5 protein-coding genes and 1 pseudogene are annotated in these 3,882 nt (G+C 43.6%); 2 read left to right on the forward strand and 4 right to left on the reverse strand.

Going from position 1 to position 3,882, the window contains the following annotated elements:
- Positions 1-596 (forward strand): YfhO family protein (locus ACEYV4_RS09150; protein ID WP_373842981.1); only part of this gene is annotated, 596 nt, incomplete at its 5' end.
- Positions 597-659: 63 nt separating this feature from the next.
- On the opposite strand, the gene ACEYV4_RS09155 is transcribed toward ACEYV4_RS09150, so the two are convergent.
- The 4 genes from ACEYV4_RS09155 to ACEYV4_RS09170 form a co-directional block, all read right to left on the reverse strand.
- Entirely contained in the window at positions 660-1,298 is a 639-nt protein-coding gene (locus ACEYV4_RS09155; protein WP_373842982.1) for a DUF421 domain-containing protein, read from the reverse strand.
- A 12-nt stretch (positions 1,299-1,310) separates the two neighbouring features.
- Positions 1,311-1,754: a DUF3290 domain-containing protein gene (locus tag ACEYV4_RS09160; protein ID WP_373842983.1), complete on the reverse strand. Its 444-nt coding sequence runs from the start codon at positions 1,752-1,754 to the stop codon at positions 1,311-1,313.
- A gap of 113 nt (positions 1,755-1,867) precedes the next feature.
- Positions 1,868-2,110 carry a hypothetical protein gene (locus ACEYV4_RS09165; protein ID WP_373842984.1) on the reverse strand — a complete coding sequence of 81 codons (243 nt, stop codon included), beginning with the start codon at positions 2,108-2,110 and terminating at the stop codon, positions 1,868-1,870.
- Positions 2,111-2,162: 52 nt separating this feature from the next.
- A complete protein-coding gene (locus ACEYV4_RS09170; RefSeq protein WP_373842985.1) occupies positions 2,163-3,512 on the reverse strand; it encodes a DHA2 family efflux MFS transporter permease subunit in 1,350 nt (449 codons plus the stop codon).
- A 37-nt stretch (positions 3,513-3,549) separates the two neighbouring features.
- On the opposite strand from ACEYV4_RS09170, the pseudogene ACEYV4_RS09175 reads away from it, so the two are divergent.
- Positions 3,550-3,882, forward strand: a pseudogene (locus tag ACEYV4_RS09175) (PTS system mannose/fructose/sorbose family transporter subunit IID); the annotation flags it as partial.

The raw sequence follows: 3,882 nt of genomic DNA on the forward strand, positions 1-3,882 counted from the left end.
ATTGGCGTTACCACGTCATCAATGGCTCACCAGACATTTCCTTTAAGCTCTTCTTTGGTAGTCGTTTTGGGACGGCGGAAGTTAGTCAGGCCAAGCAAAGCGTGTTGTCACTCTTTAAACGGGTAAAGAATGGCACGATTAACATTGGCTATTATCGTGGTAGTTTGCCACAAAAACTGTCATTCGAGCCATCCAAGCTCGGTAACTACAGCTTGAAGTACCAAGTAGTGGCGGAAAATCTTGGTGCTAAGTACGACCGCGAAGTGGCAACAATTCAAAAGCATGGCATTCAAGACCTCCAGTTCGGTCAGAATACCTTCAGCGGGAAGATTACTACACAACGGTCAGGAATCCTTACTTCATCAATTCCTTATTCCGACGGCTGGACGGCCACGGTTGACGGTAAGCCAGCCAAAGTATTGCGGACGAACCAGGCTTTTCTGGGCCTGCGCTTAACTGCTGGCAGTCATCGAATCCGCTTTACTTACCACTTGCCTGGATTTAGTCAGGGTGCATTGATTAGTCTCATCGGCTTAATCTGGACGGCAGTGGCAGCCGTGATTTCAATCATCTGGTATCACAGAAAACGAGCATAATAAAGAAAAAAAGGGCCATCAGCGATGCAGAAACGCTGGTGGCCCTCATTGTTTTCATAATATTTAGTTTTTAGGGTAGGGGGTTAAAGTTAACTTTCCTTGAACGTATTCACCAAGGTAGATATCTTCGATGCGCTGGTAACCGGCTTGCTCGACCTGATTTTGCAACCAATCAGAATCACGATGAATCAATTCCAAAACATCTTGGTTTGGTTGTCCGTCACTAATGATGGGGAAGCGGACGTTATGTTCGTCGTTTTCGATGATGATGAGTTGACCATTTTGTTCAAGAATCCCACTTTTCACCTTGGACACTTGGTCGATCCCACGACTGCGGAGCTGAAACATCAAGTCATTAGCGGTCATACCGGCTTTGAGACAATTCTTGACCAATAGGTGGCCGTTGCGGATAAGTATCCGTGGGTTACCATCAATGACGCTGCGCACCCAGTGGTTGTTTTCTTTAGCAACCTTAATCACGAAAACAATGATAGTCCAAATTAATAGGACCATAATAAATTCCAATACTGTTACCTGGCTGTTGTAGATGATGCCACCGATAATCCCACCAAGGACATAGTTTTGTACCTGGTCAATGGCAGATGTCGGGGCGAGGTTGCCTTTGCCTAACAAGTTAATTTGTAGGATTAGGCAAACCATGCCTAAGACAAATTTGATGATGATTAAACTATACGTATCCATTAAATTGCCCCCCTATTTTTCCAAATTAACTTTGTGATTAACGACATGGGCGCGTGTGAGGGTATAGTTGTCACCGTTCTCTGATAAGTTAACCCGGTAATCTTCATCCTTAATGCGCACGATGATGCCGTCCGTTAATGTGGTTGAGTTAACGACGACCTGGCTTTGCTTGACGTGATGGTCAACGGCTACCGCCTTAATGAAAGGTACCATCTGTGATGACTGCACTTGTTTGGTCGAGTTCTTTTCCATGTCGGTGATTTGAAAACCGGCAAACAAGAGCAAGAGGAGAAAGAAAATGATGCCAAAATCCCGATAACGGGTGACAAGTCGGTGACGGAAATACTTAATGAACATAAATGCCAGCAAAATTAGAAAAACGATCATCACGATATTGTTAATCAATTGATTTATCTGCTGATGATTTTCGAGGTATGAAATGGTATAGAAAGTCATAATAAGCCCCTTTTTCACAAATTACTAATCATCATTCTAACATGTCAGGATTTAGAAAAAACACGTGACCAACTATGATTAGTTAATCACGTGCTTATTAATACAGTTTAACGTTATTTTTGACTCCACTGGGTTAACATGGTCCCCAAGATTCGAGCTTCTTCTTTCGTTAAGGAGAAGGTGTTATCAAATTCATGACCCTGAGCATCCCAATTAGTAAGGAGGAGGCTCAAACGATTATGGTCACCGCCATCGGGTTGAACGCTTAATTCGTTGGCATTAGCATCATCACGTTCTTCACCAGCATAGCGGCTATCAAAAAAGTCTTGATCAATGGTTAAGCTGTGTTTATTCAATTTATTGCCTTCTTTAACTAACTATTATTTCTAGTATAGCATTGGTTGAGGCTTAACGTTCTTGATCCTTAATCTGGAAACTGGCGATTAAACCGATGATGACTAAGGCGAACGTAAAGTACAAGCCAAAGTGCACACCATTAGTAAAAGCGTATGCATGAGAAGTGCCAGCTGCACTAACCCGGCCAATTTCTAAGAAGCTAGTTGCCAGGGCAGTGGCTAGGGCACCAATGATTTGCTGCATCGTATTTAGGATCGTACTGCCGTCACTGGATTCACGACCACTCAATGCGTTTAGCGCACTGGTCTGTGCTGGTGACATTGCTAATGGGCAACCAATCATTAAAACAATGTGGGCAAAGATCACGTAGCCAATGTTGCTATGATCATTAGCAAAGATCAAAAGGATCACGCCGACAAGGGCGATTACCATGCCTAGACGAACAGGCAATTTGGCCCCAGTATTGTCATACAAGCGACCGGCAAAAGCTGAAACCAGGGCGTTGATCACGCCACCAGGAAGCATAATGATCCCGGTTAAAGCGACAGGCAATAAAAGACCATTTTGAATGTATTGCGGCAATAAGTACATTGCTGACAGAATAATAGCAAAATCGACCATGACGATAATCGCGCCGGTACGAAATTCCTGATATTTAAAAATGCGCAGGTTCAAAATTGGATTTTCTAAGTGCAATTGACGGTGACAGTATAATACTAAAGCGATTAAACCGATAACTAAGCAAGCAATTACTGAGATAGCGGCCCAGCCATCGCGACTGGCTAAACTTACACCACCGATTAGGGCACTAAAGCCGACAATAGATTCAATAATTGAAATAAAGTCGACATGCGGTTTAGTCAATTCGTTAACGTTCTCTAACGAAGTAATCGCAAATCCTAAAGCGATCAACAGGAATGGCACGAATGACCAGAAAATCCAATGCCAGGAAGCGACATTTAGAATTAAACCGGTTAAGGTAGGACCGATTGCTGGCGCAAACATGATTACTAAGGCACACATGCCCATCACTGCACCAATTTTTTGCGGTGGGAAAATTTGCATTACCACCGTAAACATCAGGGGTAGAACTAAGCCAGTACCGATACCTTGAATCATCCGGCCTAACAGAACCATGGAAAACACATTACCAATGGCAGAAATAATTGCACCAAGGGTAAAGGCACTGAGGCCGAAAATAATGATTTGGCGGGTACTGAACCATTTCGTCAAAATACTAGAGAGCGGTAAAATAATACCAATTACTAGCATATAGCCAGTGACCAGCCATTGTATGCTAGCCTGGCTAACGTGGAGCTCGGCCATGAGTTGGGGTAGGGCAATGTTTAGTGAGGTTTCACTAAACATTCCAACGAAAGCCCCCAGCATCATACTGACCATCGCGAGCTTGGGATGGTGGACTTGGACGCGTGGTTGAATGCAGAACGGTGGTTATGTTTACTCAATGATTCCAGCATTGAGAAAATTGTATCCAAATAAGAAAGACTTGTCTGCTGCTTTACAGAGACACTTGGTATTCTTTAATACGCACCCGTACTTAGCTTCACCAGTTATTGGTGTTACCTTAGCTTTGGAAGAGGATAAAGCTAACGGTGTTCCAGTTCAAGATGAAGCAATTCAAGGTGTTAAAGTTGGTATGATGGGGCCTTTAGCCGGTGTTGGTGACCCTGTATTCTGGTACACGGTTCGTCCAATTGTCGGAGCTTTAGGTGCTTCAATGGCTATGCAAGGTAATATCCTTGGGCCAATC

Origin of the sequence: Limosilactobacillus sp., assembly GCF_041859915.1 — a bacterium.
In the GTDB taxonomy this organism is placed as follows: domain Bacteria; phylum Bacillota; class Bacilli; order Lactobacillales; family Lactobacillaceae; genus Limosilactobacillus.